This is a genomic window from Halorubellus amylolyticus (assembly GCF_034808145.1).
Taxonomy (GTDB): Archaea; Halobacteriota; Halobacteria; order Halobacteriales; family Natrialbaceae; genus Halorubellus.
Genome location: NZ_JAXHGM010000006.1, coordinates 151,053 through 174,516, shown reverse-complemented (window position 1 = coordinate 174,516; position 23,464 = coordinate 151,053). Strand labels below are relative to the sequence as shown.

The following is a 23,464-nucleotide window of genomic DNA, read 5'->3' as shown; positions in this document are numbered from 1 at the left end:
AGGGCGCGCAATCGGCGGGCATGAAGACGATCAAGGACAGCGTCCACGACCACATCGAGGTGGGTGGCGTGGCACGCGACCTCCTGGACACGCCGGCGGTCCAGCGGCTCCGACACATCGTCCAGCTCGGGACGTCCTCGCTGGTGTATCCGAGCGCGAACCACACCCGCTTCGAGCACAGCCTCGGCGTCTACCATCTCGCGTGCCAGGCGCTCGACCACCTCGGCGTCGAGGGTCGGAACGCGAAGCGCGTGCAGGCCGCCGCGCTGTTGCACGACGTCGGGCACGGCCCGTTCAGTCACAACCTGGAACCGCTCACGCATCGACGGACGGGGAAGTACCATGACGACGTCCACGAGCTGTTCGAGCGCGGCGCCGTCGGGGCCGTCCTGAAGGACCACGACCTGTCGCCGGCGCGCGTGGCGGACCTGGTCGCGGGCGACGGGAAGTACGGCCAGGTCGTCTCCGGGGAGTTGGACGTGGACCGGATGGATTACCTGGTGCGGGACGCCCACCACACGGGCGTGCCGTACGGGACCATCGACCACGGGCGGCTCGTCCGCGAGCTGACGTTCGACAGCGAGGACGACCTCGTGCTCGACGAGGGGAACGTCCAGACCGCCGAGAGCCTCCTGGTGGCGCGCGCACTCATGATCCCGACCGTGTACAACCACCACGTCACGCGCATCTCGAAGGCGATGCTGCGGCGGGCCGCGGAGCGCCTGCTCGAGGCCACGGCCGTCGACGCCGAGGACCTCCGACGCATGGACGACCCGGGGTTCCTCGTCGCGCTCCGGGAGACCCCGGAGACGGCGTCGTTCGCGCGACGGTTCGACGAGCGCGACCTCCACAAGCGCGCGCTCTGGGCGGAACTGGAGGACACGCCCGACAGCCTGCTGGACCTCGCGCACGAGGACGTCCGCGGGTACGAGCTCGAGATCGCGGAGCGCGCCGGCGTCCCCGAGGAGGACGTCATCTTGGACGTACCGGGCGAGCCGGAGATGACGGAGTCGTCGACGCGCGTTCTCGTGAACGGCGAGGCGAGGGTGCTCCACGAGCAGTCGCCGCTCGTGGACGCGCTCCGTGCCGCGAACCGCGCGCAGTGGCGCCTCGGCGTGTACGCGCCGGCGGGCGAGACAGAGACGGTCGGGACGGCCGCCGCGGACGTCCTCGGCTTGGACCTCGACGGGGCGCTCGTCTCGGAGGTGCGGTCGGGACTCCAGGAGACCCTCGGGTCGTTCTCGGGTGAAGACGCGTGACGGTCGACGGGGGCGAGAGCGGGAGGGCGTCTGGGACGCTCGAGGGAACGATCCTCCGTGGTCGGGAGTTCGAGCCCGTCGAGGGCCGCGTCGCGTTCGAGGACGGCGAGATCACGGCGGTCGAGGAGACGTCGGTCGAGAGCGACCGGATCGTGCTGCCGGCGTTCGTGAACGCGCACACCCACATCGGGGACTCCATCGCGAAGGAGGCCGGCGAGGGCCTGACCCTGGAGGAGCTCGTCGCGCCGCCTGACGGCCTGAAACATCGGTTGCTCCGGGAGGCGACCCGGGACGAGCTCGTGGCGGCGATGACGCGGACGTTGTCGTACATGGAGCGGGCCGGGACGGCGGCGCACCTGGAGTTCCGCGAGGGCGGCGTCGAGGGCGTCGAGGCCATCGAGCGCGCCGGCGCGGGCTCGGCGGTCGAGTCGGTGGTGCTCGGCCGCGAGGAGACGGCGGCGATGGAGCGCGCGGACGGGTTCGGTGCGAGCGGCGCGAACGACGCGGACTTCGACCGCGAGCGGAACGCGACGCGGCGCGAGGGGAAGCTGTTCGGTATCCACGCCGGCGAGGTGGACGCCTCGGACATCAATCCGGCACTGGACCTGGACCCGGACTTCCTCGTGCACATGGTGCACGCCGAGGCGCTCCATCTGGACCGTGTCGCGGACAAGGGCGTTCCCGTGGTGCTGTGTCCGCGGTCGAACGCGGCGCTCTCGGTCGGACTGCCGGACGTCGACGCGTTGTTCGAGCGGACGACGCTCGCGCTCGGGACGGACAACGCGATGGTGAACGCGCCGTCGATGTTCCGTGAGATGGAGTGGACGGCGAAGCTCTCGGACCTCCCGGCGCGGGAGGTGCTCGCGATGGCGACGGTCAACGGCGCCGACCTCGCGGACCTGAACTGCGGGGTCGTCGCGCCGGGTCGGGACGCGAAGCTCCTCGCGCTCGACGGGGACTCGGACAACCTCGACGGCGTCCGCGACGTCGTCCGGGGCGTGGTCCGGCGGGCGACGGTCGACGACGTCGAGCGCGTCGTGCTGTGACTCCGGCTGGGAGCGACCGAGACCGTCGACCGCGGCGAGGATTCATGACGGTTGGTACCGTATCACTATCCACGGGGCGATGTACGACCACATCCTGGTACCGACGGACGGGTCCGTGGGCGTTGAGCGCGCGGTCGAGCACGCGGTCGAGCTGGCCGCGACGCACGAGGCGACCCTGCACGCGCTCTACGTCGTGAACACGGCGAGCTACTCGAGCATGCCGATGGAGACATCCTGGGAGCACATCCGCGATATGCTCGGCGATGAGGGCCAGCGCGCGCTCGAGCGCGTCGGAGAACTGGCCGACGACGTGGACGTCCCGGTCGAGAGCGTCGTCGTCGACGGGTCCCCGAGCCGCGAGATCGTCCGGTACGCCGAGGACGAGGGCTGCGACCTCGTCGTGATGGGGACGCACGGTCGCGGCGGTATCGACCGCCTGCTGCTCGGGAGCGTGGCCGAACGCGTCGTTCGCGCGAGTAAGGTCCCCGTGCTCACGGTCCGCGTCGGTGACGACGCGTGATGGACCTCCGCCAGAAGACCCTGGCGACGTTCACGCTGCTGTCGATCGTGCTCGGGTTCGCGTACTTCCACGAGACCCTCGCCGTGTTCGCCGGTATCGCCACCCTCCCGTTCCTCGTCGGCGTCCTCCGACAGTAACCGGGACAGCCGTCGTCCGTCCACGCGGTAACTCCGAAACGGCCGCCTGGGGGCGGCCGTACGCTCGGTGAGTCAGTTTTCGGCGCGCAGGTGCTCGCAGTCGCCCGCCGTCACCCGTTCGACGCCGTCGGCGGTCTCGACGAGGAGCGTGCCGGGGAACTCGACGTCCGTCGCGACGCCCTCGACGACGCCACCGGGCGTGTCGACGCGCACGCGCTCGCCGAGCGTCAACGCCCGCTCGCGCCACGCGGACAGGATTTCGTCGAGGTCCCCCGAGACGAGGCCGTGGAACTCTTCGAGGACCCGCTGGACGAACGCTCGGCGGTCCGCGACGCCGCCCTCCATCGCGACGCTCGTCGCTCCCGCCGGGAGGTCGCTCGCGGCGACGTCGACGTTCGCGCCGATACCGACGACGAGCCACGACACCCGGTCGGCCTCGCCCTCCATCTCCGTGAGGATACCCGCCAGCTTCCGCGTCACACCGTCGTCGGCCGGGACGAGCACGTCGTTCGGCCACTTGATGCCCGCGTCGACGCCGGCCTCGCGCGCGGCGTTCGCGGTGGCGACCGCGGCGGCGAGCGTGAACGCCGGGACCTGCGCCGGCGGCACGTCCGGCCGGACGAGGACGCTCGTCCACACGCCACCGCGGGGCGCCGTCCACTCGCGGTCCAGGCGACCGCGGCTGCCCGTCTGCTCGGCGGCGACGACGGCGACGTCGCGCTCGCCCTCGGCCGCCAGTTCGCGCGCCCGGTCGTTCGTCGACCCTATCGAGTCGTGGTAGTCGACGTCGTACGGTGCGTCCAGCTCGTGCGCGACCGCCAACCCACCGTACTCCGGGACCGCGTCCAACCGATAGCCGTCGTCGGTACTCGACACCTCGAACCCCTCGTCTCGGAGCGCCTCGACGTGCTTCCAGACCGCAGCGCGGGAGACGCCGAGCGCGTCGGCGACGGCCGGCCCGGTCACGGGACCGTCCGCGAGCGCGTCCAGCACCCGCAGTCGCGTGTCGTTCATGCACGTCGCTTCGAGAGCCCCCGGCAAAAAGGCGCGCGGTCGGCGTCGCTGTCAGTCCCGGAGTTCGTGCAGGCGCTCGCGGCCCGGCGCGATGAGCTCGTCGAGGTACGCGGCGAGCGTCCCCTTCGCGTCCGCGGGATGGAGCTCGCCGGCGTCGAGGTCGTCGGCGAGAGACTCGTAGTCGTCGTACGTGAGGTCGCCGCCGTACTCGTCCGGGCGTTCGACGACGACCTCGTCGAAGCGCGGGAAGACGTGGTACTGGAACAGCTCCAGCACGGGGTTCTCGCGCTCCTCGCCGTCGTCGGTCGGCTCCGGGTCGCGCGCCGGCGGACAGTACGCGCTGTTGACCTTCTCCTCTAACGCATCAGCGTCGTCCTCCATGCTGATGGTGACGCCGGAACTCGAGGACATCTTCCCGACGCCCGTCGTCAGGTCCGCGAGGATGGGCGTGTGGATGGCGGGCCGGCTCTCGTAGCCGACGTCCGGGAGTTCCTCGCGAGCGAGCATGTGGACCTTCCGCTGGTCGAGCCCGCCGACCGCGAGGTCGAGGTCGAGGTACTCGATGTCAAGCGCCTGCATGAGCGGGTAGACGACGTGACTGACCTTCGCGGTCTCGCCGCTCTGTATCTCCGCCATCGCGCGCTGCGCGCGGTTCAGCGTCGTCGACCGCGCCATCTCGTGGAGGTCCAGGAGGTACTCCTCATCGAGCTGGTAGCTGGAGCCGTACACGAACTCGGTCCGCTCGACGTCCAGACCGTACGCGAGGAACTGCTCCTGCATGACCTCCGCCGTCGCCTCGATCTCGTCGAACGTCCCCTTGTCGTTCAGGTACGCGTGAACGTCCGCGAGGAGGATGACGACCTCGAACCCGGCGTCCTGGAGGTCGATGAGCATGTTCGCCGTCAGGAGGTGGCCGAGGTGGAGGACGCCGCTCGGCTCGTAGCCGACGTAGACGCGCTTGCCCTCGGGGTCGTCGGCGAGCGCTCGCAGTTCCTCCTCGGTCACGACCTCCTCGGCGTTCCGCGTGATCAGGTCGTACGTGTCCATACCGACGAGAACTCGCGCGGGCGTTTTGAACCTTCCCAACCTATGCCACTCGTTCCGACGGCGCGGGACGTCGTATCCAGCGAACTCCCCTACTCTTGACAGCTCTCGACGTGCTCGGTCGCCCACGTCTCTATCTCGTCGAAGACCGGACAGAGCGCCCCGCCCTTCTCGGTCAGGCTGTAGTACGTCGCGATGGGGGCGTCGCTCTCGACGCGTCGTTCGACGAGGTCGAGGTCGGCGAGGTCGTCGAGGACGCGACTGAGCGTCCGCGAGCTCGCGTCCGTCGAGCGCTTCAGTTCGTTGAACCGCTTCTCGCCGTCGTGGAGGTCGTTGAGGACGATGAGTCGCCACTCCGACCCAATCTGTTGGATGGTCTCGACGACCGGGCAGGCGCCCGCGTCGTCGTCAGCGTCCGCCGTGACCGCGCTCGTCGTTTCTGAAGACATCGATGTTACCTGATTACGTTCGGGTCCGCGTCCGCTTAAATGGTTCGCTGACGAACCAGGTTTCGTGATGAAACCACAATCGGCGGTTCGGTCGGCACTCGCACAGCACGTCGGGCACACGAGCACGGTCGCCGGGGTGTCGGCCTGATGGCCGTCACCGGTATCGAGGGCGTCGCGCTCCTCGTCGGGCGCGTCCTCCTCGGCAGCGTCCTCGCGTTCATGGGCCTCAATCACTTCCTGCAGACGGACTCGATGGCGGGCTACGCCGAGGCGAAGGGCGTCCCGTTCGGGCGCGCCGCCGTCCTGTTCTCGGGCGGCCAACTCGCGTTCGGGGGCGTCCTGCTCGCCGTCGGCGCGTACCCCGTCCTCGCAGCGGGCGCGCTCGCGTCGTTCTTCGTCGTCGTCACGCCGATGATGCACGACTTCTGGGCGGTCCCGGACGAACAGACCCAGGACGAGCTGACGGGGTTCCTCAAGAACGTCGGCCTGCTCGGCGCGTCCCTGGTCGTGCTCGCCCTCGCCGGCCAGGAGTGGGCGTACGCGGTCGGTATCGGCCTGTAGAACGGCGCTCTACGCTGTCGCGTCGAACGCGGTCGCGAGCGCAGCGAGCGCGCGCTGACAGACCGGGACGTACCCGCCGGCGAGCAGCGGGACCTCGAAGACGACGCGACAGCCGTCCGTGGCGCGCTCGACGCGATGCCCGGTCGCGGGGATGCGGGCGACCGACCACGTCCACCGCCTGACGCCGCGGTCGTCGACGTCGACACTCGTCACCTCGAAGGGCACCCACGGCCCGCCGAGGACCTGCACGTCGCCGGTGAGTCCCTCGTGGACGGTCGCGTCCGCGGGGCGGACCGCGGACACGGTCGGCCCCCACGTCGGCCAGTGCTCGGTCCCGGCGAGGACCGACCACGCGCGCTCGGGCGGGACCGCGTACTCGCGACTCACCGCGTACCGCCGTCCCGACTCGCCGCGCTCGACGCGCACCCGACTCTCCATGTCCGAGTCCTCGGGCGCGACCGACAAGACGTTCCGGGTCCCCGCACGGACCTGTCGCCGAGCAGATACGCGAGATGTCGGCGGATAATCACGGGACTCGCCCGCCCCGCCCGTCGAATCGAACGGTGAGATGCCCAGAAGCTTAACCCGTATTCGACCCAAGACACGACCTAACGAATGATTCGGGTGGACGACCTGCGGAAGGCGTACGACGGGTTCGTCGCCGTCGACGGCAGCACGTTCGAGGTCGACCGCGGCGAGGTGTTCGGGGTGGTGGGGCCGAACGGCGCCGGGAAGACGACGACGCTCAAGATGCTCGCCGGCCTCGTCGAACCGACCGGCGGAGACGTCGAGATCGCCGGCGCGTCGGCGGGGTCGCTCGACATGCGACGGAACCTCGGCTTCCTCCCCGAGGAGTCGCCGCTCTACGAGGAGATGACCGCGAACGGCTACCTCGAGTTCTTCGCGGACCTCTACGACGTCCCCACCGACGTCGCCCGCGAGCGCATCGACGAGGCGCTCGACCGGCTCGACCTCGAGCACCGCGAGCGACGCATCGGCGACATGAGCAAGGGCATGAAGCGGAAGGTCGCCATCGCGCGGTCGCTCGTGAACGACCCGGACGTCCTCATCTACGACGAACCCGCGTCCGGCCTGGACCCCCTGACGACGAACTACATCATCGAGTTCACGCGCGACCTCGCCGACGAGGGGAAGACCATCGTGTTCAGCGCGCACAACCTCTATCACGTCGAGTCCATCTGCGACCGCCTCATCGTGATGAACCACGGCGACATCATCGCGCGTGGGACGCTCGATGAGATTCGAGACGAGCACGGCCAGACCGCGTACCACGTCTACACGGACGTCCCGGTTCGGGACGCCGCGCACGACGACGCCGAAGACCACTATCAGGTCGTCGTCGGCGACATGGACGCCGTCGAGCGCGTGCGTCGCGAAGCGCAAGCGGACGGGGGCCGGGTCGTCGACATCCAGACGGAGGACCCGAGCCTGGAGGACATCTTCCTCGACATCGCCGGCGAGCGCGTCGAGTCCGCGCGCGAGTCCGAGGCGGAACGACCGACCGAAGAGGTCGAGACGTGAAGCTACGGAAGACCCTCCGCATCGCGCGCTGGGAGGTCACGAAGAGCGCCGGCACGCTCGACCGGGCGACGCTCGCGTTCGCGGTCGTCCTGCTCGCGGTCGGGGTCGCGGCTGGCCCGGCGCTCGTCTCGGACGTGAGCCTCGACGAGGGCATCTATCGCGTCGGCGTCGACGAGTCCAGTCCCTACCACGACGTCGTCGAGGACCACGAGCGCCTCGTCGCCGGGTCGCCCAGCGGCGAACTCGGTGACGAGGTCTCGGTCGTGGTACGGAACGGGCAGTTCCAGGCGGCGGACACGCGGAAGGGGGCGGCGGCCTACGACGAGTTACGGACCGCGATACGCCGGTACAACGACCGGCAGCTCGCTGCGCAGGTCGACCGCGGGGACGCCGAGGAGTACGCGGCGTTCCCGGTGCTGGTGACGCTCCAGTACGTCGAGCGCGCCTCGAACCAGTTCGCGGGCGTCGACGGCGCCGGTGGCGGGAGCGGGTCGAGCGGCGGGAGCGGTGGTGGCACCGGTACCGGCGGTGGTGGCGGGAGCGGTTCGAGCGGTGGGAGCGGTGGTGGGGCCGGCGACGGTTCGCTCGGCGGCGACGGGAAGGTTCGGGCGCCGAGCGTCGGCAGCGGCGCCGGCGGGAGCGATACGACCGGGACGCCCGGTGCGCTCTCCCCGCCGTTCCCGTTCCAGTCGCTCGTGCTCGCGTTCCTGTTCATCGTCCCGATGAACTTCGTCGTGCAGGCGTACGGGAGCACCATCATCAACGAACGCGTGAACCGGCGCGGGGAGCTCATGCTCGTCTCGCCCGTGACGCGAGGCGACATCATCGCCGGGAAGACCCTCCCGTACCTCACCGCGCTGCTCGCGGTGTGCGCGGGCATCGCCGTCGTCGTCGGCGGCGACCCCTACTCGTTCGCGGCCGTCCCACCCATCCTCGCGGCGGTCACGCCCATCGCGCTCCTGTTCCTCGCCGCGACGTTCGTCGGCGGGATGTTCGCGCGGTCGTTCAAGGAGCTCACGTTCGTCACCATCGCCGTCTCCGTGTTCCTCACCGCGTACGTGTTCGTCCCAGCCATCTTCTCGGACATCACGCCAATCGCGCTCATCAGTCCGCTCACGCTCGTCGTCCGGCACCTCCGGGACGTCGGGTTCACCGCGGTCGAGTACCTGTACTCGACGGGCCCGTTCTACCTCGCCTCGCTCGTCCTGTTCGCGGTCGGCGCGAGCGTCTACCGCGAGGAGGACATGTTCACGCAGAAACGCCTCGGCGCGAAGGCCCTGGACGCGGTCGCGACGTTCGTCCACTCGAACCGGTCGGTCGCCGCCGTCACGATGGCCGTCCTCCCGTTCGTCTTCGTCGCGGAACTCCTCGTCGTCGCCGTCGTCTTCCCCATGCCGAGCGTCATCGCGCTCCCGGTCCTGTTGACGTCCATCGCGGTCGTCGAGGAGCTCGCGAAGAGCCTCGCCGGCTACGCGGGGTTCACGCACGACCGGTTCGGTGACTCGACGCTCGCCGCGGTCGGCGTCGGGGTCGCCGCCGGGCTCGGGTTCTTCCTCGCGGAGAAGGCGACGCTCGTCGTGCAACTCGTCGGGATGGGGAACGTCGAGTACGGTCGCGTCGCGTTCGCGACCGTCCCGAGCGACGCGTCGCCCCTGTCCGCCCTCGTCCTCCTCTTCCTCCCGCTCGGCCTGCACGTGCTCACCGCCACCATCTCCGCGATCGGCGCGCAGAAGGGTCGGACGACGTACGCGCTCGCGTTCCTGACCGCAGTTCTCGTGCACCTCGGGTACAACGCCGTCGTCATCGGCTTCCAATCGGGGGTGGCCTGAGATGAGCGACGACTCGGGGTCCGCGGGCGCGCGCTTCGCCATCGCCAAGCGCGAACTCGCCGCGTTGCGCTCGGAGAAGACCATCGTCCTCGCGCTCCTCATCCAGCTGTTCGTCGCGTCGTTCTCGTCGTTCCTCGTCGTCGGCCTCGTCTCGCTGTACGACCCGGGCGCCGGGCAGACCTACCAGCTCGGCGTGGGGGTGGCGGGCGACGGCAGCGACGAGGTCGGCGCCGTCCTCGGCGACGACGAGGGCGTCGTCGTCCGCCGATACCCCGACGGGGGGACCGCTCGACAGGCGTTCCGGGACCGGGAGGTGGACGCGCTCCTGCTAGCGAACGAGACGGTGAACGGGACACTCAGGGTGCGAGCGACGGTCCCGGAGGAGAACATCCGGACGACGATTGCAGTCGTCCAGATACGCGAAGGGATGGAGGAACTCGAACAGCGGCTGCGGCTCGAGTACCGCGACGACCTCGCCGCACCGCCGCTAGACGTCCCGGTTCGGTCGGGCGGCAGTCCCTACTACGGGTTCACGTACACCGTCCTCGTCCCACTCCTGATGTTCCTCCCGGTGTTCATCAGCGGGTCCATCGCGGTGGACTCGCTCACCGAGGAGTCCCAGCGCGGGACGCTCGAACTCCTCCGGGTCGCCCCGGTCTCCATCGGCGACATCGTGGACGCGAAGCTGTTCGCGACCGCGAGTCTCGCGCCCGTGCAGGCTCTGGCGTGGCTCGTCCTCCTCGGAATGAACGGGACGGAGGTCCGGAACGTCTCGCTGCTCGTCTGCCTCGTCGCGGGACTGTCGCTCGCGGTCGTCGCGTTCGGCGTCGGTATCGCACTCTGGTCGTCGGACCGGCGGCAGGCGCAGTTCCTGTACTCGACGGGCATCATCGCCGCCGCGACCCTCGGCGGGCTGCTCCCGGAGCATCCCGCGAACACGGTCGCGCGCCTCGCCATCGGAACGACGAGTCGGACGACGATCGCGTTCGCGGTCCTGTACGCGATTCTGGGACTGGCGGCGTACGGCGTCGTGCGGACGCTCGTCGGCCGACTCGACCCGGAGACGATCTGACCCGAGGAGTCGACCAGGATGGCAGCTGACCGGGGCTCGACCGGAGACGCTCCGACCGGGGCGGCTGCGGTCGTCGCCCTACGAGAACTCGTCGGTCATGTACGACATGACCGTCGGGAGGACGAACAGGTACAGGACGGCGGGGAAGATGACCATCGCGGCGAGTATGATCACGATCGACCCGATGGCCCGGAACGGCGTCGACTCGGCGGGGTCGTCGTCGGCGCTCCCGTACTCCGCGATCTCGACGGTTCGTTCCTTCGTGACGGACGCTCCGGACCCGTCGACGACGGTGACGGAGATGGTCGCGTTCCCGCCGTCGTCCCACGTGTGCTGGACGGTCGTGCCGTTCTTCGTCTCCCCGTCGAACGTCCACGTGACGGTGACGTTGCCGTCGGCGCCGTCGACGGCGACGGAGTAGTTCTGCGTGACGTTCTTCGCGACGGTCCGCGGCGTGTTCACGCTGACGCTGAGGTTCTCCGGCGTCGAGTCGGTAGCGGATTGGCGGGCGGTGGCGTCGGTGGGCGACTGGAGGGCGGTGGCGTCGGTTGAGGGCTGGAGGGCGGTGGCGTCGGTGGGCGACTGGGGTGTGGTCGCGCCCTCGGGCGGGGCGTCGTGGGGGGCGACGCTGGCGGTCGTCACGCCAGCGGCGCCGACGCCGACGACGGCGAGCGCGACGACTAGGAGGGCGGTATTGGTACGCATACTCCCGTATCGCGCCGTCCGTGGCTTCAATCCATCGACACGACTGAGGGCGAGGGCGCGGGGCGTTCCGCGTCCACGCCGGCGGGTGCGAGCGGTTCGCAACCGGACGGACGTGGTTCACGATCGGTCGCGTGTGGTTCGCCGGCGGGCGTAGCGTTTTGTGGTCGGCTGCCGTCGCCTCTCGCATGGAGTACACGACACTCGGCAGCACTGGCGTCGAGGTCTCCCGTATCTGCCTCGGCTGTATGAGCTTCGGGTCGAGCGACTGGCGACCGTGGGTCCTCGACCCCGAGGACGGGAAGGAGCTCGTCGACCGGGCGCTCGACCTCGGCATCAACTTCTTCGACACCGCGAACATGTACTCGGCGGGCGAGAGCGAGCGCGTCCTCGGGGAGGCCCTGGAGGGTCGTCGGGACGAGGCGGTGGTGGCGACGAAGTGCTACTTCCAGATGGACGAGGACGACCCGAACTCGGGTGGCCTGTCCCGGAAGGCCATCGAGCAGGAGCTCGAGAACTCGCTCGAGAGGCTGGGGATGGACGCGATAGACCTCTACCAGATTCACCGCTGGGATTACGACACGCCGGTCGAGGAGACGCTGCGCGCGCTCGACGACGCGGTGCGGCGCGGGAAGGTCCGGAGCGTCGGTGCGTCCTCGATGTGGACCCACCAGTTCGCCGAGGCGCTCCACGCGAGCGAGTCGCTGGGCCTGGAGTCGTTCGCGACGATGCAGAACCACTACAACCTCGCGTACCGCGAGGAGGAGCGCGAGATGCTCCCCTACTGCGAGAAGCGGGGCGTCGGCGTGATGCCGTGGAGTCCGCTCGCGCGTGGCTGGCTCACCCGCCCCCACGAGGAGTTCGAGACGACGACCCGCGGCGAGAACGAGGAGCACGCACGCCGGCATCCGTACGACGAGGGCGGCGGTATCGAGGTGAACGAGCGCGTGCAGGAGCTCGCCGCGGAGAAGGGCGTGAAGATGGCCCAGATCGCGCTCGCGTGGCTGTTCGAGAAGGACCACGTGGACGCGCCCATCGTCGGGACGACGAGCGTCGAGCACCTCGAGGACGCCGTCGAGGCGCTCGAGTCGGTGAGTCTCTCCGCGAGCGACGTGGCGTACCTCGAGGAGCCGTACGAGCCGGTGCGGGTGTCCGGGCACGAGTGACGGCGCGACGCCGCCGTCGCTCACCCCGACCCATTATCCTCGGGTGCGACGGTCTGGGCGTGCGTGTGATGGAAGAACCGGAGTCGCTCGCCGGGTCGTGGCTCGAAGCAGACGCGGCGGTAGCGCTCGTTGTCAAGGAGGTTCACCATGACGCCGGCGTCGTGCTCGGAGACTGAGTCGTACGTGCGGTCGCAGACCGGACACCGGTCGGGGGCGTCGTCGGGCACCTCCATCGTCGCTCGACGGTTCGGCGGCGAGACAGTTAGTCGCTTGGCCGACGTCGATGGCCGAACGGTCGCCGGAGTGGGCCTGCTGGCCGCTGCCGAGGTCGTTTATCGACGGTCGCGTCCCGAAGGCGGCGTTCGCCGGCGTCCCTCGGGTCTGTGGGCTATCGAGGCTGGAAGATCGACTCGTTCGGGCGGGCGTAATCGGGGTGAGATGCGGTCTCGCGGTCGCTATCTCCGTTTACTCCCGCTCCCAACGCAGTTATTTCGACCTTGAGTAAATCTTTTGAATCTGGGGGTGTAGTGTCTTAGCATGGAAACCACCGCAGCACAGCGACGTGAACGCGTGTACGTCGACGGCGAATGGCTCGACGGCGACGAGCGCCTCACCGTCACCGACCTCGCCGACGGCGGCACGTTCGCCGAGGTCACCTCGGCCACGCCCGCACAGGCACGCGACGCGCTCGCAGCAGCTCAGGCGGCCAAGCCCGTGCTCCGCGAGACCACCGTCGTCGAACGCGCCGGCTGGATGACCGAGATCGCCGACGGGCTCGAAGCCCGCAAGGAGGAGCTCGCGGAGGTCATCGTCCGCGAGGCCGGGAAACCAATCTCGAGCGCTCGCGGCGAGGTCGACTCCGCCGCCGAACGCTTCCGCCGCGCCGCCGAGGAGATACGCCACATGAAAGGCGAGTACCGCGAGGGGACCACCGCCGGACACGAGGGCTGGGAGGCCATCGTCAAGCACGAGCCCATCGGCGCGGTGCTGTGCATCACGCCGTACAACTACCCGCTCGCGACGACCGCGCTCCAGGTCGCGCCCGCGCTCGCCGCGGGGAACGCCATCGTCCTGAAACCCGCGAGCAAGACCCCCATCTCGGCGGCCATCCTCGCGGAGGTCATCAGCGAGGTCGACCTCCCGCACGAGGGCGCGTTCAACTACGTCGCCGGGTCCGCGAGCGACATCGGCGACGTCCTCGCCGGCGACGACCGCATCAACGCCATCGCGATGACCGGCTCCTCGGGCGCCGGCAAGCACGTCGCCTCCGAGTCCGGGATGGTGAACCTCCACATGGAGCTCGGCGGGAACGCCCCCGAGGTCGTGTTCCCGGACGCGGACCTCGACGCCGCCGCGGCCGCGGCGACGAAGGGCTCGCTGAAGTACGCCGGCCAGCGCTGCTCGGCGGTCTCCCGCGTGCTCGCGCACGAGGACGTCCACGACGACGTCGTCGCGAAGATCGAGGCGCAGATGGACGACTGGCAGATCGGCGACCTGTTCGACGAAGACACCGCGCTCGGCCCGCTCATCAGCGAGGACCAGGCGGAGTGGGTGGAGGAGCTCGTCGACGACGCCGTCGAGAAGGGGGCGACGCTCGTCCGCGGCGGCGACCGCGACGGCCACTTCTTCGAGCCGACGTTGCTCGCTGACGTCCCCCACGACGCGCGCATCGTGCACGAGGAGCAGTTCGGGCCGGTCGCGGCCGTCACGACGTTCGAGAGCGAATCGGACGCGCTCGCCCTCGCGAACGGGAACGACCTCGCGCTCGACGCCGCCGTCTTCACGGCGGACCACGACCGCGCGATGCGGATGGCGAACGCCATCGACGCCGGCGGCGTCCGCATCAACGGCGCCCCCAGTCACGGCCTCGGCGACATCCCCTTCGGCGGGAACAAGGACTCCGGTATCGGCCGCGAGGGCATCGACGCCAGCATCCACGCGTTCGTCCGCAAGAAGAGCATCATCCTCTAGACGGCTGCGTCTCGACGCCGTCCCGATGCGAACTCGTTCTCGACGGCCGCGTTCGCTCTCAGGGAAGTTCGAACATCGCGAGCACTGCGGACCGGTCGCCGCCGTCGCTCGTCCAGACCACCTGGACGGTGGCGTCGGACTCGAAGGTCGCGTCGGCCGTAGCGGCTCGGAGCGTCCACTCGCCGCCCGCGGTCCAGGTGTCGCCCGGCGGTCGCGTGGACGCGAACGCGTCGGTGTCGGCGACGTCCGAGCCCTCGTAGCGCAGTGCGACGTTCGCGAGGTCGACGTGGTCCCCGCCGTGGTGGGTGACGACGACGCGCTCGTCGTCGTCGCCGTCCCACTCGCCGTCGTCTCCCAGTTCCGCGTCGAACGCGAACGACACCTGCGGCATGCCGCCGCGGTTCGCCGTGGCGGTGCGGCCGCCGTCGTCACGCTTCAGGAGGTCGAAGTCGGCGACGGGGAGGTCGCCGGTGAACGTGGCGACGCGGCCGTCGGTCGTCACGTCGCCGTGCTCGTACTCCGCGAACCCCGCCCGCTCGCCCAGGGACGCGACCGCGTCCGCGTCGGTCGCGGCGGCGTCCTCGAACGCGAACGACGCGACGAGGTCGACGCGGTCGTCGAACCGCCAGCCGTACGCGTACGCCGACGCGGACGAGACGACCTGGTGGCTGGTCGCGGTGGCACCGACGAGGTCGACGTCGCCGGTCGCGTCGAGGACCGCCGCGAGGTCCGCGTTCGACGCGTAGCGGTCGACGTCGCCCTCGCGAGCGTCGGACATCGCGGCGACGAGCCTGCGGTGTCGGCCGAACAGGAGGTGGTCGGCGCCGAGCCAGCACACGCCGTCGTCGGTCACGTACCCCTCGTAGCCGTCGGGCGCGTCGCCGGTCGGTTGGGACCTCGCGCCGTCGTCGGTCGCTTCGTCCTCGGTCATCGAGGCCGCACTGGTGCCTTCACCCGCGGTCGCTGTCGGGCCGGCCGCGGCGGCGAGGCTCGCCAGGGCGTCGCGGACCTCGGTCGTCGGCGCGTCGTACCGGCACGCGGTCGCGTACCCCTGCAGGGACGCGAACTCGGTGACGTCGTCGCCGTCGAGGACGTCGTCGGGGACCGGGACCATCGTGGTGTACGTACGCTGCAGTGCGCGGGCGCCGACGCCGGCGTCCCGCGGCGCGTCGAGGTCGCCGGCGAACACGAAGAACGCCTCGGCTTCGAGCGCGTCCGGCGCGGGAAGCCACGTCGCCGCCGCGAACTCGCCGTCGACGGTCGCGGTCGCTCCACCGGTGCCCGCCGTCGTGTCCGCGGGCCCATCGGTCGTGGTCGTTCCGTCGTCATCGCTCGACGTCGTCGGTGACTCGCCCTCGTCGGTGGCGAGACAGCCGGCGGCGAGCGTCGTCGCCGCCGCGCCCGCGAGCGCGAGGAGGTCGCGTCGCTGCTGGGGACACATACCCGAGGCGACGCGTCTCGGGAGACAAATGTCTTTGGTGGTGGAACCGAGGGAATCTTTGCCCCGGGGTCGTACCTTCGAACGATGAACGCCCTCGCTCGCGTCCTGGACGCAGAGTCGGTTCCGCTGCCAGCGGTCGGGAGCCTCGCCGCCGCCGACGTCGCGACGCTGCTCGCGCTCGTCGTCGCCGGCGAGCTCCGCCACGGCGTCGACGTCGTCGGGAACCCCGGACAGGTGCTCGCGACCGCCGCCCCGTTCCTCCTGGGCTGGTTCCTCGTCGCCGCGCTCGTCGGCGCGTACGGTGACCGCGCGTTCGCGGGCGGCGTCGACACCCTCAGACTGACCGTCGGCGCGTGGCTCGGCGGGGCCGGCGTCGGCCTCACGCTCCGCGGAACGAGCTACCTCGCCGGCGATTCGCCGCTCTCGTTCGCGCTCGTCATGATGGGACTCGGGACGCTCGCGCTCGGCGTCGTCCGGCCGACGGTCGTCTCGCGTCTGCGCTCGCGGCGCTGACCGGGCGTCGAGCGCGGCCGGTCGCGGTCAGTCACCGCGTCTCGCGAGCGCGAGCGCCGCGCCGGCGCCCAGGAGCGCGATGACGCCGAGGGTCGCGAACAGCGCCGCCGCGTCCGCGAACTCGAGGATGGCACCGGCGAGCGCGCCGCCGAGCGCGCCGACGCCGAACACGCCGAGGTACGTGTACCCGTACGAGAGCCCTCTGGTCCCGGGCGGCGTGTGGTCGGCGACGGCGGCCTGGTAGAGCGGCTGGACGAAGAACAGCATCGTCCCGAGGACGACGCCGAGTACGAGGAACGGGACGAGCCCGGCGTTCGCCGCGGGCAGCACGAACGCGGCGAGGACGGCGAGCACGAGGAACGCCGGCGCGAGCGCCCGCTCGGGCTCGACGTGGTCGCTGACGCGCCCGCCGGCGTACTGGCCGAGGATGCCGACCGCGAGGAGGCCCGCGTACGCGTACCGGTACGTCTCCAGCGAGAGGTCGCCGAGCGCGACGGCCGCGAACGCGTCGTACGTCGACAGGACCTCGGGGAGGAACGTGAGGATGCCGCGGTAGTAGAGGCCGGAGGCGACGACGACCGGGAAGATGAGCGCGAACCCGCCGAGGAACAGCTCCTTCGACCCGAGCGTGAAGTCCGCGAACGACTCGACGGAGCTGGTGCGGTCCTCGCCGCCGTCGCTCGCGGCGGTCGGTTCGTCGTCGGAATCGCCGGCGTCGACGGCGGCGCGTTCGTCGACGTCGATGCGCGTGGCGAGCCCGGCGACGACGAGGACCGGTGCGGCGAGTGCGATGGCGACGGTCTGCCATTCGGCGACGACGAGTGCGACCGCGACGACGAACGGGCCGAGGGCGATGCCGAGGTTCCCCGCCATGCCGTGGTACGCGAACGCCTTCCCGCGTTCGCTCGCACCGCGCGAGAGCATCGAGAGGCCCGCGGGGTGGTAGACGCTCGCGGCGGCACCCCAGAGTGCGAGTGCGGCGCCGACCGCGAGCGCGGTCGGTGCGAGTGCGAGGACGACGAACGCGCCGCTCATTCCGAACAGGCACGCGACGATGAGTCGCTTCGAGCCGATGCGGTCCGCGAGCACGCCGCCGGGGAGGGCGCCGACGCCGAACAGGCCGTACCCGATGGTGACGAGGATGCCGGCTGCGGCCGCGTCGAAGGGCACGGTCGCGACGAGGAGGTCGAGGGTCTCGAACTCGGCGAGCCAGAGCGGGATGAACAGGGGGATGGCGAGTTCGAACGTGTGCACGCTCGCGTGTCCGACTGTCGCGAGGCCGACGACGGCGCGGTCGTTCCGGTCCACGTGACCGGCGAGGGCGTTCTCCGACAAGAGCCCACCGGTCGGGGTAGATTCCCCGGGTGTCCGGGCCGACGCTGAGGTCGACCACCGAGTGGTTCACCTCAGGTAAACCCCTTCATGTCGGGCGTTTTCCTACTTGTTGTATTCTCATAAGTTACGAGTATGTAACTCAGGTGTGCTGTGGCAAATACGAGTCATCGACACGTGGAATACTGAATGGATTCGACCCGAAGATACAAGTACCCGTGTCGCATCTGTTAGTGTATATTATGACTGGGTACTACGACATCGTGCTCGGGGCGATCCCGCTCTCGCTCCTCGGCATCTCCGGCTCGCTCACCTTCGCAACCGACCTCGCGCTCAGCACCGCCGTCACGCTCGGCGCGCTCGTCGCCGTCGCCCTCATCGGCCACGCGATGTTCGTGAACGGTCCCGTCGACGCACCGAGCCTCCGCACGGGCAACAGCAGCGCGGAGTCGACGCCGACGACATCAGTCCCCGACGCCGAATAACCGACCCGCCGCTATCGGCCCCGAGCGACCGCGACCCAGCCAACTCGCCTACCCGGCCCCTTTTTGCGATTCGCGCCCCGACGTACGCTCATGACAGCGCTGTTCCTCTCGAGCGACGACGTGAGCGGACTCGCCGACCCCGAGGCGTTCGTGGACGCGGTCCGCGACGGGTACCGGCAGCGAGGCGAGGGCGCGTCCGCGAAACCGCGGACGACGCTCCGGAACGCGGACCCGCCTGGGATGCTGTTCTCGTACGCGGCCGTCCTCCCCGACACCGGCGCGATGGGTGGCTACATGTACTCCGCGGGGTTCGCGGACCGGGACGCGTGGTTCGCGACGCCGCTGTTCGACGCCGAGTCGGGCGAGCCCCTGGCTCTGGTCGACGGCGCGAGCATGAACCCGTTCAAGACGGGGGCGGCCGGTGCGGTGGGCGTGGACGCGCTCGCGCGCCGGGACGCGAGCAGTCTCGCCGTCATCGGGTCGGGTGCGCAGGCGAGGGGGCAGCTCCGCGCGACCGTGACCGTTCGCGACTTCGAGACGGTGGACGTGTACTCACCGACGAAGGAGAGCCGCGAGGACTTCGCCGCGGAGATGAACGACCGCCTCGACCCGGCGGTCGCGGCGGTTCCCTCGGCCGCGGCGGCCGTGGAGGACGCGGACGTCGTGATAACGGCGACGACCGCGAGCGAGCCGGTGTTCGACGGTGCGGACCTGGACGAGGGCGCTCACGTCACCGCGATGGGTCAGTACGACCCGGAGAAGCGCGAGCTGGACGCGACCACCATCGAGCGCGGGACGTACGTCCCCGACCTGCGCGAGCGCGTCCCACAGGACGCGGGGTCGTTCATCGCGGCGATGGACGCGGGCGTGGTCGACGAGAGCGACGTGCACGCGGAACTCGGCGAGGTCGTCGCGGGGACCGCCGAGGGCCGCACCAGCCGCGACGAGATAACGGTCTTCGACTCCGGCGGGACCGGCATCGAGACGGTCGCCGGCGCGTACCTCCTCTACGAGCGCGCGATGGCCGCGGACGAGGACCTCGGCACCGAGGTCGAGTGGCTGCCGGCGAGTGAAGCACTCACCGGTAGGTAATCGTCCGGCGGCCGCCAGGCCGCCGGTTCGGTGTCACTGGTAGGTAAGCATCCGGCGGGCGCCAGGTCGCCGGTTCCGTGTTGGTTCTATCGAGTTGATACTGCTGCCGCGCGTTCAGAGGCCGAGCGCGGCGGTCAGTGGCAGGCCTGCGGCGAGCGCGCAGAGGAGGTAGCCGGCGATGGCGCCGCCGTTGAGGAGTGGGAGGCCGGCGTGTGCCCGCCCCTTGAAGACCATCCAGAGGAGGACGACGAGCCCGAGCTGGGTGCCGACGATGGCGCCGAGGGCGGGCAGGTTCATCGTGACGAGCGGGAGGCCGAGGTCGGGGAGCGGGCCGTTCGGGACGGCGGTGTGGAAGTGTGCGGCGCTCGCGACCAGTATCGTGGGCATGACGGCGTCGCCGAGGCCGACGAAGAACGCGCCCCGGTCGAGAGCGGTGTCGTCCTCGGCGTCGCCTGCGGGTTCCGCGTTCGCGGGGTCCTGCTCTGCGGACGCGTCCGCGTTCCCGCCGTCGGCGGCGACCTCGTCCTCGTCGCCGGTGTCGACGTTGTCCGGTGACTGCATGTCGAGGAACGAGTACGTGAGCGACGTGGGGAGGACGAGGATGACGGGGACCTTCATGTCCATCACGCCGTCGGCGAGGTCGAGCATGTGCTCGGTCCCGTACACGCTGATCGCGTCGTAGACGGCGAGGACGACGAGGAGGACGAGCGTCGGGAGGAGCCCGAAGCTGATGCCGAACAGGCCGGCGGCGGCGCCGCCCATGAGGACGCCCGCGGCGTCGATGACGTACCACTCCGGGTACGCGACGAGTGCGACGCCGACGAGTGCGGCGAGCGCGAGCCCGAACGGACTGGGGACGAGGACGTCGAACACCTGCCAGGCGAGGCCGGCGCTCGCGACCACGACGAACCCGCGGACGATCCAGTCGAGGTCGTACTTGAACGCGGCGAGCATCAGCGCCGTCATCACGAGGATGGCGCCGACGTACAGGATGGAGTTCGTCGGGTCGTCGGGGTTCTGCGTGAACGCCTTGTCCGCGGCCTCCAGCGGCTCGACGAGGATAAGCCCGCCGAGCTGGACCCCGAGGAACAGCGCCATCGCGAACGCGACCACGCCGTAGATGCGCGTGCGGTCTTCCATGCCCGCGAGTACCCGTCCGCGCCGGGAGTACGTTTCGCTCCGTGACGGTGCCGGAAGAATGCCAGGTCAGCGCGCGTACAGCTTCTCGCCGAGGAGGAGCGCGGGGTCGACGCCGTCCGCGGACACGGCGACGTACGGCCGCGTGACGGGCCCGAAGACGTCGACGACGCGCCCGACGTCGTCGAGGTTCTCGTCGACCACGCCCGCGCCGATGCGCGGCGGGTCGTCGTCGCTCACGCGAGCGACCGCGAGCCCCTGCGCGACGCGGACGACCTCGCCGACGCGCTTCATCTCGACCGCCTCGCGACGACGGTCGTCATTCGCGGAGCGCGTTCACGTAGGCCGCGGCTGCCTGGACGATGTCGTTCTTCGCGTCGCCGTCGGGGTTCTTGACGAGGACGCGCCCGCGGTCGCGGTGGCCTTCGCGGCTGTACTGTTTGTCGCGTTCGACGACGACGTCGTACCCGACCTGCTGGACGGCTTTTGCTATCTCGTCGACCTCGGGGTCGTCGACGGCGAGGTCGGCGGGGACGCGTCGCCCGTCGGCGCGGGAGAGCGTCGCGTCGAAGTACGCGGGATAGAGGACGTTCTCGACCATACCCACCGGTCCGGTCGTGGGACTTACAACCTTTCCGGAATCGCGGGTCGAGAAAGAAGGCCGAAGCGGCGGCTGCGTCGATACGGCGTCAGTCGCGGCGGGCGAGGGCGCCGACGACGAGTGCCGCGGCGGCGAGCATCGCGACGAGCCCGAACCCGGGCGTGTCACCGGAGTCCGCCGTCGTGGTCGTCGGCTCGCTCGACTCGGTCGTCGTTGCGGCGGTCTCGGCGTCGTCGGTCGACGACGTGGTCGTCGTCGTGGCCTCGGCGTCCGCGCTCGCGTAGATGTCCGCGTCCACCTCGACGGTTCCGCGGAGGCTCTCGTTCGCGCTCTCGTACGCTTCGGGGTACCACGTCTTCGCGAGACTGCGGACCGCGAGGACGACGCGCGGCGCGGGCTGACTGATCTGGTCCCGGTCAACGGCGACGAGGTTCTCCTCCTGGACGGCCGTCGTCTGGTTCCACGCGGCGTTCTGCGGGATGGCCGCGGGCGTCTCGGGGTAGACGATCCAGTCGACGCTGAGGTTCGCGACCGTCTCCGGGTTGATCGGCGCGTACCCGTTCGGCGGGAACTCGACGACGCCGACCGCGAGGTTGTTCCCGCCCGCGGCGGTCAAGCCGGAGTTGATGAACGTGTTCTCGCCCGCGGTGTATCCGAACAGCGCGTACAGGAAGTTCCGGGGTTCCTCGCCGTCGGTCGCGTTCTCGACGATCGCCATCTCCTCTTTCATCGAGCGGACCGAGTCGACGGCGGCGTCGCACTCGCCGACGAGCTGACCGGTGACGGCGACCTTCCGGTAGACGTCGTCGATGCTCTCGGAGTTGTTGAAGTAGTAGACGGTGATGCCGGCGTCGCGGAGCTTCGAGACGGTCTCGGGGCTGGAGACGTTCTCGGCGAGGACGACGTCCGGCTGCTGGGCGACGACGCGCTCGACGCTGATGCGCGCCCGGCCGGCGCCGGAGACGTTCGCCTTCTCGGTGGCGCCGTCGAGGTACGCGGCGAACTGCGTGACGCCGACGACCTTGTCCTGTGCGCCGAGTTCCCACATCGTCTGGGCGCTCGCGGGCCCGAGCGTGACGACGCGCTCGGGTTCCTCGCTCACCTCGACCTGCGTGCCGGAGGCGTCCCGGAGCGTGCGTGGGAACGTGCAGTGTTGGGTTGTCCTACTCGTGTCGTTCGCACCGACGGACGCGTGCGTCGCGCCCGGTGCGGCGGAAGCCCCTGCGTCGATGGTCGACGTCGCGCCCTGACCGACGGCGGCGGCCGCGGGCGTGACGACGAGCGCGAACGCAAGGACCGTTACGAGAACGGCGGTTGACTTCGTCATCGTAACCAGGTCCCGGCTTGTGCAACAAGTATTTACCTAAAGCAAGTGGACTTTGTATCGATGCGAGCCGGGACGGCAGCCATTGGGTACTCCACAGCGCTCGGGGTCGCACTCGTCGCGACCATCGCAGGAGCGGCGACCGTCGGCCCGGTCTCGATCCCCTACGCGACGGTCGCGAAGGCACTGCTCAACGCGATGCCCGTCCCGGTCGGCGTCACCGTCCAGGGCGGCTTCGGCCTCGAACTCGCGTACCCGTTCGCGTTCGACGTCGAGTCCACCCAACAGCTCATCGTCGTCGGCGTCCGCGGTCCACGCATCGTCCTCGCGGCGGTCGTCGGGTTCGCGCTCGCGGCCGCCGGCACCGTCATGCAGGGGTTCTTCCGGAACCCGATGGCGGACCCGAGCATCGTCGGCGTCTCCTCCGGTGCCGCCCTCGGCGCGGTCGCCGCCATCACCGCGCCCGGCGTCGTCGTCGCCGTCACCGGCCCGCTCGGTCTCCCGCGCGGCGTCGGCATCCAGACCGCCGCGTTCGCCGGCGCCATCCTCGCGGCGTTCCTCGTGTACGCCATCGCGACCGAAGGTGGCCGGACGCCCGTCGCGACCCTGCTCCTCGCCGGCGTCGCCGTCCAGACGTTCCTCGGCGCTGTCGTCTCGTTCCTGCTCGTGCAGTCCGGCGAGAGCATCCGCCGAGCCATCTACTGGCTGATGGGCGACCTGAACAACGCCGCGTGGGGCGACGTCGCCGTCGCCGCTCCCGTCGTCCTCGTCCTCTTCGCCGCCCTCCTCCCGTTCACGCGCGACCTGAACGTCCTCCTGCTCGGCGAGGAGGACGCGCGGACGCTCGGCATCGAGGTCGAACGCACGAAGCGCGTGCTGCTCGCGGTCGGGAGCATCGTCACCGCCGCCGCGGTCGCCGTCGCCGGCGTCATCGGGTTCGTCGGGCTCGTCGTCCCGCACGTCCTCCGGCTCGTCGTCGGCCCCGACCACCGCGTGCTCCTCCCAACGAGCGCGCTCGCCGGCGGCATCTTCCTCGTCGCGACGGACACGCTCGCGCGCTCGACCGCCGCAACCCTGCCCGTCGGCGTCGTCACTGCCGCCGTCGGCGCACCGTTCTTCCTGTTCCTCCTCCGCCGCCGCGAGGTGCACGAACTATGACGGCGCGACCGCCGCACCGGCCGTCCCGCCAGCACCGACCGAATCGATCGTCCCGCCCGCACCGACCAC

At 70.3% G+C, this 23,464-nt stretch carries 26 protein-coding genes; 14 read left to right on the top strand and 12 right to left on the bottom strand.

The window, feature by feature from the left end; all coding sequences use genetic code 11:
* The first annotated feature begins 20 nt into the window (after positions 1-20).
* From SM754_RS14795 to SM754_RS14780, 4 genes are all read left to right on the top strand, one after another.
* A complete protein-coding gene (locus SM754_RS14795; RefSeq protein WP_323677015.1) occupies positions 21-1,259 on the top strand; it encodes an HD domain-containing protein in 1,239 nt (412 codons plus the stop codon).
* A complete protein-coding gene (locus SM754_RS14790) occupies positions 1,256-2,305 on the top strand; it encodes an amidohydrolase family protein (protein WP_323677014.1) in 1,050 nt (349 codons plus the stop codon). The genes SM754_RS14795 and SM754_RS14790 overlap by 4 nt, the downstream gene beginning before the upstream one ends.
* A gap of 79 nt (positions 2,306-2,384) precedes the next feature.
* Complete coding sequence (locus SM754_RS14785; RefSeq protein ID WP_323677013.1) at positions 2,385-2,825, top strand: universal stress protein; 441 nt, start codon at positions 2,385-2,387, stop codon at positions 2,823-2,825.
* Positions 2,825-2,962, top strand: coding sequence for a hypothetical protein (locus tag SM754_RS14780; RefSeq protein ID WP_323677012.1), 138 nt, complete (start codon positions 2,825-2,827; stop codon positions 2,960-2,962). The genes SM754_RS14785 and SM754_RS14780 overlap by 1 nt, the downstream gene beginning before the upstream one ends.
* A gap of 72 nt (positions 2,963-3,034) precedes the next feature.
* Here SM754_RS14780 and SM754_RS14775 read toward each other — a convergent pair whose 3' ends face one another.
* The 3 genes from SM754_RS14775 to SM754_RS14765 all read right to left on the bottom strand — a co-directional run bounded on the left by SM754_RS14775 (position 3,035) and on the right by SM754_RS14765 (position 5,469).
* Entirely contained in the window at positions 3,035-3,976 is a 942-nt protein-coding gene (locus tag SM754_RS14775) for a biotin--[acetyl-CoA-carboxylase] ligase (RefSeq protein WP_323677011.1), read from the bottom strand.
* 51 nt (positions 3,977-4,027) lie between these two features.
* Positions 4,028-5,023 (bottom strand): tyrosine--tRNA ligase, encoded by a 996-nt coding sequence (locus SM754_RS14770; RefSeq protein WP_323677010.1) that lies wholly within the window; start codon positions 5,021-5,023, stop codon positions 4,028-4,030.
* An 89-nt stretch (positions 5,024-5,112) separates the two neighbouring features.
* The gene (locus SM754_RS14765) at positions 5,113-5,469 is read right to left on the bottom strand and encodes a winged helix-turn-helix transcriptional regulator (protein WP_323677009.1); all 357 of its coding nucleotides are present in this window, start codon (positions 5,467-5,469) and stop codon (positions 5,113-5,115) included.
* Positions 5,470-5,616: 147 nt separating this feature from the next.
* Here SM754_RS14765 and SM754_RS14760 point away from each other — a divergent pair, with 147 nt between their 5' ends.
* Positions 5,617-6,030 (top strand): DoxX family protein, encoded by a 414-nt coding sequence (locus SM754_RS14760; RefSeq protein ID WP_323677008.1) that lies wholly within the window; start codon positions 5,617-5,619, stop codon positions 6,028-6,030.
* Between the two features lie 9 nt (positions 6,031-6,039).
* On the opposite strand, the gene SM754_RS14755 is transcribed toward SM754_RS14760, so the two are convergent.
* Positions 6,040-6,468: an SRPBCC family protein gene (locus tag SM754_RS14755; protein WP_323677007.1), complete on the bottom strand. Its 429-nt coding sequence runs from the start codon at positions 6,466-6,468 to the stop codon at positions 6,040-6,042.
* A 177-nt stretch (positions 6,469-6,645) separates the two neighbouring features.
* Here SM754_RS14755 and SM754_RS14750 point away from each other — a divergent pair, with 177 nt between their 5' ends.
* The 3 genes from SM754_RS14750 to SM754_RS14740 are packed head-to-tail and all read left to right on the top strand — an operon-like array spanning position 6,646 to position 10,473.
* Positions 6,646-7,572: an ABC transporter ATP-binding protein gene (locus SM754_RS14750; RefSeq protein WP_323677006.1), complete on the top strand. Its 927-nt coding sequence runs from the start codon at positions 6,646-6,648 to the stop codon at positions 7,570-7,572.
* Positions 7,569-9,401 (top strand): ABC transporter permease, encoded by a 1,833-nt coding sequence (locus SM754_RS14745; protein ID WP_323677005.1) that lies wholly within the window; start codon positions 7,569-7,571, stop codon positions 9,399-9,401. The genes SM754_RS14750 and SM754_RS14745 overlap by 4 nt, the downstream gene beginning before the upstream one ends.
* Position 9,402: 1 nt before the next feature.
* Positions 9,403-10,473, top strand: a complete 1,071-nt coding sequence (locus tag SM754_RS14740) for an ABC transporter permease (protein WP_323677004.1) — start codon at positions 9,403-9,405, stop codon at positions 10,471-10,473.
* Between the two features lie 78 nt (positions 10,474-10,551).
* On the opposite strand, the gene SM754_RS14735 is transcribed toward SM754_RS14740, so the two are convergent.
* The gene (locus SM754_RS14735) at positions 10,552-11,178 is read right to left on the bottom strand and encodes a PKD domain-containing protein (protein ID WP_323677003.1); all 627 of its coding nucleotides are present in this window, start codon (positions 11,176-11,178) and stop codon (positions 10,552-10,554) included.
* A 185-nt stretch (positions 11,179-11,363) separates the two neighbouring features.
* Between SM754_RS14735 and SM754_RS14730 the strand changes: the two genes are divergently transcribed.
* Complete coding sequence (locus SM754_RS14730; protein WP_323677002.1) at positions 11,364-12,341, top strand: aldo/keto reductase; 978 nt, start codon at positions 11,364-11,366, stop codon at positions 12,339-12,341.
* A gap of 20 nt (positions 12,342-12,361) precedes the next feature.
* Here SM754_RS14730 and SM754_RS14725 read toward each other — a convergent pair whose 3' ends face one another.
* Positions 12,362-12,574 carry a DUF8145 family protein gene (locus tag SM754_RS14725; RefSeq protein ID WP_323677001.1) on the bottom strand — a complete coding sequence of 71 codons (213 nt, stop codon included), beginning with the start codon at positions 12,572-12,574 and terminating at the stop codon, positions 12,362-12,364.
* Positions 12,575-12,878: 304 nt separating this feature from the next.
* On the opposite strand from SM754_RS14725, the gene SM754_RS14720 reads away from it, so the two are divergent.
* Entirely contained in the window at positions 12,879-14,312 is a 1,434-nt protein-coding gene (locus tag SM754_RS14720) for an aldehyde dehydrogenase family protein (protein ID WP_323677000.1), read from the top strand.
* 58 nt (positions 14,313-14,370) lie between these two features.
* On the opposite strand, the gene SM754_RS14715 is transcribed toward SM754_RS14720, so the two are convergent.
* Positions 14,371-15,753, bottom strand: coding sequence for a hypothetical protein (locus SM754_RS14715; protein WP_323676999.1), 1,383 nt, complete (start codon positions 15,751-15,753; stop codon positions 14,371-14,373).
* An 84-nt stretch (positions 15,754-15,837) separates the two neighbouring features.
* Here SM754_RS14715 and SM754_RS14710 point away from each other — a divergent pair, with 84 nt between their 5' ends.
* Positions 15,838-16,266, top strand: a complete 429-nt coding sequence (locus SM754_RS14710; RefSeq protein WP_323676998.1) for a DUF3054 domain-containing protein — start codon at positions 15,838-15,840, stop codon at positions 16,264-16,266.
* A gap of 27 nt (positions 16,267-16,293) precedes the next feature.
* On the opposite strand, the gene SM754_RS14705 is transcribed toward SM754_RS14710, so the two are convergent.
* Complete coding sequence (locus SM754_RS14705; protein ID WP_323676997.1) at positions 16,294-17,574, bottom strand: MFS transporter; 1,281 nt, start codon at positions 17,572-17,574, stop codon at positions 16,294-16,296.
* A gap of 266 nt (positions 17,575-17,840) precedes the next feature.
* On the opposite strand from SM754_RS14705, the gene SM754_RS14700 reads away from it, so the two are divergent.
* Complete coding sequence (locus SM754_RS14700; RefSeq protein WP_323676996.1) at positions 17,841-18,083, top strand: DUF8015 family protein; 243 nt, start codon at positions 17,841-17,843, stop codon at positions 18,081-18,083.
* 90 nt (positions 18,084-18,173) lie between these two features.
* Entirely contained in the window at positions 18,174-19,175 is a 1,002-nt protein-coding gene (locus SM754_RS14695; protein ID WP_323676995.1) for an ornithine cyclodeaminase family protein, read from the top strand.
* A 114-nt stretch (positions 19,176-19,289) separates the two neighbouring features.
* Here SM754_RS14695 and SM754_RS14690 read toward each other — a convergent pair whose 3' ends face one another.
* The 4 genes from SM754_RS14690 to SM754_RS14675 form a co-directional block, all read right to left on the bottom strand.
* Positions 19,290-20,315 (bottom strand): presenilin family intramembrane aspartyl protease PSH, encoded by a 1,026-nt coding sequence (locus SM754_RS14690; protein ID WP_323676994.1) that lies wholly within the window; start codon positions 20,313-20,315, stop codon positions 19,290-19,292.
* 66 nt (positions 20,316-20,381) lie between these two features.
* Complete coding sequence (locus tag SM754_RS14685) at positions 20,382-20,606, bottom strand: H/ACA ribonucleoprotein complex subunit GAR1 (protein ID WP_323676993.1); 225 nt, start codon at positions 20,604-20,606, stop codon at positions 20,382-20,384.
* A 25-nt stretch (positions 20,607-20,631) separates the two neighbouring features.
* Entirely contained in the window at positions 20,632-20,913 is a 282-nt protein-coding gene (gene srp19, locus SM754_RS14680) for a signal recognition particle subunit SRP19 (RefSeq protein WP_323676992.1), read from the bottom strand.
* Positions 20,914-21,001: 88 nt separating this feature from the next.
* On the bottom strand, positions 21,002-22,240 hold the full coding sequence (locus tag SM754_RS14675; RefSeq protein ID WP_323676991.1) for a PGF-CTERM-anchored ABC transporter substrate-binding protein: 1,239 nt from the start codon (positions 22,238-22,240) through the stop codon (positions 21,002-21,004).
* 60 nt (positions 22,241-22,300) lie between these two features.
* Between SM754_RS14675 and btuC the strand changes: the two genes are divergently transcribed.
* On the top strand, positions 22,301-23,395 hold the full coding sequence (btuC, locus tag SM754_RS14670) for a vitamin B12 ABC transporter permease BtuC (RefSeq protein ID WP_323676990.1): 1,095 nt from the start codon (positions 22,301-22,303) through the stop codon (positions 23,393-23,395).
* Positions 23,396-23,464 lie beyond the last annotated feature (69 nt).